General features: G+C 63.9%; 4 protein-coding genes and 1 pseudogene. 4 read left to right on the forward strand and 1 reads right to left on the reverse strand.

Going from position 1 to position 6,567, the window contains the following annotated elements; genetic code table 11:
* Positions 1–1,015: pseudogene (locus tag IVB13_RS16775) on the reverse strand (methyl-accepting chemotaxis protein); the annotation flags it as partial.
* Positions 1,016–1,410: 395 nt separating this feature from the next.
* Between IVB13_RS16775 and IVB13_RS16780 the strand changes: the two are divergent.
* The 4 genes from IVB13_RS16780 (at position 1,411) to IVB13_RS16795 (ending at position 6,459) form a co-directional block, all read left to right on the forward strand.
* A complete protein-coding gene (locus tag IVB13_RS16780; RefSeq protein ID WP_026233199.1) occupies positions 1,411–1,896 on the forward strand; it encodes a (2Fe-2S)-binding protein in 486 nt (161 codons plus the stop codon).
* 84 nt (positions 1,897–1,980) lie between these two features.
* The gene (locus IVB13_RS16785; RefSeq protein ID WP_018456580.1) at positions 1,981–4,323 is read left to right on the forward strand and encodes a xanthine dehydrogenase family protein molybdopterin-binding subunit; all 2,343 of its coding nucleotides are present in this window, start codon (positions 1,981–1,983) and stop codon (positions 4,321–4,323) included.
* Positions 4,324–4,336: 13 nt separating this feature from the next.
* A complete protein-coding gene (locus tag IVB13_RS16790) occupies positions 4,337–5,137 on the forward strand; it encodes a xanthine dehydrogenase family protein subunit M (RefSeq protein ID WP_018456581.1) in 801 nt (266 codons plus the stop codon).
* A 209-nt stretch (positions 5,138–5,346) separates the two neighbouring features.
* Positions 5,347–6,459 (forward strand): CaiB/BaiF CoA-transferase family protein, encoded by a 1,113-nt coding sequence (locus IVB13_RS16795; protein ID WP_026233200.1) that lies wholly within the window; start codon positions 5,347–5,349, stop codon positions 6,457–6,459.
* The last annotated feature ends 108 nt before the right edge of the window (positions 6,460–6,567 follow it).

Consider the following 6,567-nt stretch of genomic DNA (forward strand, 5'->3'; position numbering starts at 1 on the left):
CGACGTCGAAATTGCCCGCGGCAAGCTCGCGCATCGCCTTGCACATCGCGATCATCGGACGCGAAATGCCGGTGCCGAGCAGGAAAGCGAGGACCGCGCCGAGCAGCGTACCGCCGACGGCCAGCATCAGCACCAGTTGCTCGGTCTTCCCGATGGTCGCTTCCGATTCGGACTCCAACCGCTGCTGCTCGGCAACGAGGTCCGCCTTCATGGTGGTGGCACCCTGAAGGATCGCGCTGGCCGAGCCGCTCATCTCGGTGACGAGCTCGTCGATCATCTTGGCGTTGGCGATCAGTTTCTCCAGCGATTCCCGATAGGCACCGAGCAATCCCTTGGCGTCCTTCAGGCCGGCGACGATCTTGTCGTCCATGGAATAGACCGCGTTGAGCGAGTTCTCGACGAATTTCAACCGCGCCAGCGCGCTGGTCGCGATCGCCTGGTCGGACGTCAGCACGAAATTGGTCGCCGCCCCGCTCGCGGTCTGGAATTGGGCGTTGACCTGCTTGGTCCCGAACTCGATCGCCTGCGCCTCGGAATCGGAGGCATTGTTGCCGATGTCGTCGAGCTTGTATTTCAGGAGGTTGGCGTTGCGCATGAGCTGGTTCTGCACCAGCAGCGCGCTGTCACGCTTGGCCTGGAGGACTTTCGCGAAGGTCGCGGAGAAGTTGGAAAACTCCTTGGCGAGCTTGTCCAGACTTTCCTGCCGCGCCGGCTTCTTGGCGCTCTTGACCGCCTGGTCGATGGCGCTCTTCAGGCCGGTCTCCGCGTCCAGCGCCGTCTTGGCGTCGTCCTCCTTGCCGGTGACGACGAAATATCTGACGGCCGAGCGATAGGCGAGCAGCTCCCGGTCGATGTTACGGGCGAGATCGGCCTCGGTGACACTGGTGCGGTAGGACCCGACCCCGGACGAGACCCGCTCGAAGCCAAAATAGGAGAAGGCCATGCTGCCGGCGGAGATCACCAGCACCGCGGCAAAGCCCAGAATGATCTTGGCGCGGAACCTGAGGGTCGGCATTATTGTGCGCTTCGACGACGACGCGATACGCCCGGACATTCCCACCCCCATTTTCATTCAGCCGAGATCCGGTGGCGCCCCGCCCCCTGACCTGGCTGCGCAAAACTAAGGCAGAATCGATAAGGGGCGGTAAATTCGGTGCGTCCGCAGAGCTTCCGGCTCTATCGGCCAAGGCGGACTGCAAAGGCGAGCCGGATAGGGATATAGAGGCTGGCATCCCAGCTGGCGCCCCGGAGCCGCAACCCGATCCGGCCGACTCGCCCCCCAAACCAATGTTGGGCATTCTGGATCAATGACTTTTCCATGACGCGGGCGGCCAAAATCGTAGTTGCAAAGTTCCGGGTCGCTGTCTCTAATTAGAAACAATCAAAATCGATCCCGGGAGGACTTCAACCGTGTCTACAGTCAAACTGACGGTGAACGGCAAGGCCGTTGCTGTCGACGTCGAGGACCGCACGCTGCTGGTTCAGCTGCTGCGCGACCACCTCAACCTCACCGGAACCCATGTCGGCTGCGACACCAGCCAGTGCGGCGCCTGCGTCGTCCATATGGACGGCAAGGCGATCAAATCCTGCACCATGCTGGCAGGACAGGCCGACGGCGCCAGCATCACCACGATCGAAGGCATCGCCAAGGGCGACGAGCTGCACCCGATGCAGGCGGCCTTCCGCGACAATCACGGCCTGCAGTGCGGCTATTGCACGCCGGGCATGATCATGTCGGCGATCGACATCGTGCACCGCTATGGTGGCCAGCTCGACGAGGCCACCGTCCGCCACGAGCTCGAAGGCAATATCTGTCGCTGCACTGGGTACCACAACATCGTCAAAGCCGTGCTGGATGCGGCAGGCCGCATGAAGGTCTCGCAGGCGGCCGAGTAAGCGGCCCGCCTCGAAACAAGAACGATCGCCGCCGCTTTCGAGGGAAAGCGCGGTCAAGACAAATTCCGGTCGGGAGGACCAGACATGGGCGTTGAAGGCATTGGCGCGAGCGTCGTGCGCAAGGAAGACAAGCGTTTCATTACCGGCAAGGGCCGCTACGTCGACGACATCAAATTGCAGGGCATGACCCATGCCCATTTCATCCGCAGCCCGCACGCGCATGCCAAGGTGAAGGGGATCGATCCCGCCGAGGCGCTGAAGATGCCGGGCGTGGTCGCTGTGCTGACCGGTCAGCAAATCGTCGACGACAAGGTCGGCAACCTGATCTGCGGCTGGGCCATCACCTCCAAGGACGGCAGCCCGATGAAGATGGGCGCATGGCCGGCAATGGCGCCGGAGACGGTGCGCTTCGTCGGTCAGGCCGTCGCAGTCGTGATCGCCGAGACCAAGAATCTCGCACGCGACGCGGCCGAAGCCGTGGTCGTGAACTACGAAGAGCTGCCCGCGGTCGCCGACGTCCACGCCGCGATCAAGTCCGGCGCGCCGCAGCTACATCCCGAAGCTCCAGGCAACCAGGTTTATGACTGGGTGATCGGCGACGAAGGCGCCACCGATGCGGCCTTCGCCAAGGCCGCCAACGTGGTGAAGCTCGACGTCACCAACAACCGTCTCGCGCCGAACGCGATGGAGCCGCGCGCGGCAATTGCCGATTACGATTCGGCGGAAGAGCATTTCACGCTCTACACGACGTCGCAGAATCCGCACGTCGCCCGCCTCGTGCTGTCGGCGTTCTACAACATTGCACCCGAGCACAAGCTGCGCGTGATCGCACCCGACGTCGGCGGCGGCTTCGGCTCCAAGATCTTCATCTATCCCGAAGAGATGGTGGCGCTGTGGGCCTCGAAGAAGGTCGGCCGCCCCGTAAAATGGACCGGCGACCGCACCGAAGCCTTCCTCACCGATGCGCATGGCCGCGACCACGTCACCCATGCCGAGATGGCGTTCGACGCCAACAACAAGATCACCGGGTTGAAGGTGAAGACTTACGCCAATTTCGGCGCCTACATGTCGCTGTTCTCGTCGTCGGTGCCGACCTATCTGTACGCGACGCTGCTGTCGGGCCAGTACAACATCCCGGCGATCCATGCCGAGGTGGTCGGGGTCTACACCAACACCACGCCGGTCGACGCCTATCGCGGCGCCGGCCGCCCCGAGGCGAGCTATCTGATCGAACGTCTGATGGAGACGGCGGCGCGGCAGTTGAAGGTCGATCCGGCCGCGCTGCGCCGGACCAACTTCATCACCCAGTTCCCGCACCAGACGCCGGTGATCATGGCTTATGACACCGGCGACTTTAACGCCTCGCTCGACGCCGCGATGAAGGCGATCGACTATGCCGGCTTTGCCGGGCGCAAGGCCAAGGCGAAGGCCGACGGCAAGCTGCGCGGCATCGGCGTGTCCTGCTACATCGAGGCCTGCGGCATCGCGCCGTCGAAGGCCGTCGGCAGCCTGGGCGCCGGCGTCGGTCTGTGGGAGTCCGCCGAAGTCCGCGTCAACCCGGTCGGCACCATCGAGGTCCTGACGGGATCACACAGCCACGGCCAGGGTCACGAGACCACGTTCTGCCAGCTCGTAGCCGAACGCCTCGGCGTTCCCATCAGTCAGGTCTCGATCGTCCATGGCGACACCGACAAGGTGCAGTTCGGCATGGGCACCTATGGCTCGCGCTCGGCCGCCGTCGGCCTCACCGCGATCCTGAAGGCCATGGAGAAGATGGAATCCAAGGCCAAGAAGATCGCCGCGCATGCGCTGGAAGCCTCGGAAGGCGACATCGTCATCGAGAACGGCGAGTTCAAGGTCGCCGGCACCGACAAGGCGATCGCCTTCCCGATGGTCGCACTCGCGGCCTATACCGCGCACAATCTGCCCGACGGGATGGAGCCGGGCCTGAAGGAAAGCGCCTTCTACGATCCGACCAACTTCACCTTCCCGGCCGGCACATATATCTGCGAGCTCGAGGTCGATCCCGGCACCGGCAAGACCTCCTTCGTCAACTTCGTCGCGGCCGACGATTTCGGCCGTTTGATCAACCCGATGATCGTCGAGGGCCAGGTCCATGGCGGTCTTGTGCAAGGCATCGGACAAGCGTTGCTCGAGCACGCGATCTACGACGCCAACGGGCAGCCGGTCACGGCCTCGTTCATGGACTACGCCATGCCGCGCGCCGACGACGTTCCCTCGTTCAACCTCTCCCACACCACGACGCTGTGCCCGGGCAATCCGCTCGGCATCAAGGGTTGCGGTGAGGCCGGTGCGATCGGGGCGTCAGCGGCCGTGATCAATGCGATCACGGATGCGATCGGCAAGAACAATCTGGAAATGCCCGCAACCCCGGACAGGGTGTGGCGCACGATCCACGCGGCTTAAGGGAGGAACGAAGATGTACCAGACCGTTTATCATCGCGCGTCCTCGGTTGACGAAGCCGTCAGCCTGTTCTCCAAGAGCAGCGAAGCCAAGTTCCTCGCCGGCGGCCAGACGCTGCTGCCGGTGATGAAGCAACGCCTCGCCAGTCCGTCCGACGTCATCGACCTCGGCAAGATCAAGGAGCTGCAGGGCGTCGAGCTCTCGGGCGACGTGCTGACCATCAAGGCCGGCACGACCTATTTCGACATCATGCAGAATGCCGACGTGAAGAAGGCGATTCCCGCAATTGCCTATCTCACTTCGGTGCTCGGCGACCCCGCCGTGCGCTATCGCGGCACGATCGGCGGCTCGATCGCCAACAACGATCCCGCCGCGGATTTTCCCGCCGCACTGCTCGCGCTCGGCGCCACCGTGAAGACCAACAGGCGGTCGATTACGGCGGATGACTTTTTCCAGGGCATGTTCACGACCGCGCTGGAGGAGGGCGAGCTCATCACCGCCGTGTCGTTCCCGGTTCCGGCGAAGGCTGGCTACGAAAAGATGCGCCATCCTGCGTCTCGCTTTGCGCTGACCGGCGTGTTCGTCGCGCAGACGAAGTCGGGCGAGGTTCGGGTGGCCGCCACCGGCGCCTCGCAAAGCGGCGTGATGCGGGTCCCGGCCATCGAAACGGCGCTGAAGGCGAACTGGTCACCGTCGGCGATCGACGGCGTGAGCATTTCGGCGAGCAATCTGCTGGCCGACATCCACGGCACGGCGGAGTACCGCGCCAACCTGATCAAGGTGATGGCGCAGCGCGCGGTGGCTGCCGCTCGCTGACCATCGGGCCTTAGCGCCTCGACGCAATTTTCCACGGCGCGCACTTCGGTGCGCGCCGTTTTATTTTAGCCACGCGACATGAAAACCGCTTGCCTCACTGGCGTGAAGGCGAGAAAAGTTAATCGGCCAATTAACTCGCCCCGCAGAGGAACGCCTTGGCGCTTGCCGACCATCGGCAATATGCGCCTTGGATCCGAGGAAACAAACACGTGCTCGATCAATCAGCCCAAAACTCCTCCGTCCGCACCTCCGGCCCGCTGTCGGGCTTCCGCATCGTTGAATTCGCCGGCATTGGACCGGGCCCGTTTGCCTGCATGATGCTGGCCGACATGGGCGCCGAAATCGTCACGCTCGATCGGGTCGGCGCCAGGAAGAACATGAAGTCGGTCGCAGGCCGCGGCCGCAAGGTGGTCGAGCTCGACCTCAAGGACCAGGCGGCGATCGCGGAGGTACTCGATCTGCTTGCGAATGCCGACGCGCTGGTCGAGGGTTTCCGTCCCGGCGTGATGGAGCGGCTCGGTCTCGGGCCTGACGTGGTGCTCGCGCGCAATCCAAAGCTGGTCTACGGCCGCATGACCGGCTGGGGCCAGCAAGGCCCGCTCGCCAATGCCGCCGGCCACGACATCAACTACATCTCCATCACCGGCGCGCTCGCCGCGATCGGCACGAAGGAAGCGCCGGTGCCGCCGCTCAACCTGGTCGGCGATTTCGGCGGCGGCGCGCTCTATCTCGTGGTCGGCGTGCTCGCGGCGCTGCTGGAGGCCTCGCGGTCAGGCAAGGGCCAGGTCGTCGATGCCGCGATGTGCGACGGCGCGGCATCGCTGATGTCGTTCTTCTTCGACATGACCACGCTCGGCCGCTGGACCGAAGGCCGCAACGAGAACTTTCTCGACGGCGGCGCACATTTCTACGGCGTCTACGAATGCGCCTGCGGCCATTTCGTCTCGATCGGCTCGATCGAGCCGCAATTCTACGCGCTGCTGCGCGAGCACGCCGGCCTGACCGACCCCGATTTCGATGCGCAGATGGACCGCAAGGCTTGGCCCGCGCTGAAGGAAAAACTGAAGACGGTGTTCAAGAGCAAGACGCGCGAGGACTGGTGCAAGATTATGGAAGGCACCGACATCTGCTTCGCGCCGGTGCTGACCATGTCGGAAGCGACCGAGCATCCGCACATGGTCGCCCGCAACGTCTTCGTCGAGCGCCACGGCGTGAAGCAGCCGGCGCCGGCGCCGCGCTTTTCGCGGACTCCATCGGCGGTGCGCGAGCCGGAAGTGGCGGAGATCGGCGCGGTGACCAAAGCCTGGAAGGCGGAGCGTTAAGTCCTCCGCTGTCGCATCACACTCCGGGTCGTCCTGGCCTAGGGTTCAGACTCAATTGATCCAATAAGCGACGAGAGCGGCGAGGTGGACGGCGGCCAAGAAGTTTCT

This window comes from Bradyrhizobium sp. 17, assembly GCF_023073515.1.
GTDB lineage: Bacteria > Pseudomonadota > Alphaproteobacteria > Rhizobiales > Xanthobacteraceae > Bradyrhizobium > Bradyrhizobium canariense_D.

What these genes read in the sequence shown, in the direction of transcription:
- IVB13_RS16790 (WP_018456581.1), top strand. Translation starts at nt 4,337, where the DNA reads ATGTACCAGACCGTTTATCATCGCGCGTCCTCGGTTGACGAAGCCGTC.
- IVB13_RS16785 (WP_018456580.1), top strand. Translation starts at nt 1,981, where the DNA reads ATGGGCGTTGAAGGCATTGGCGCGAGCGTCGTGCGCAAGGAAGACAAG.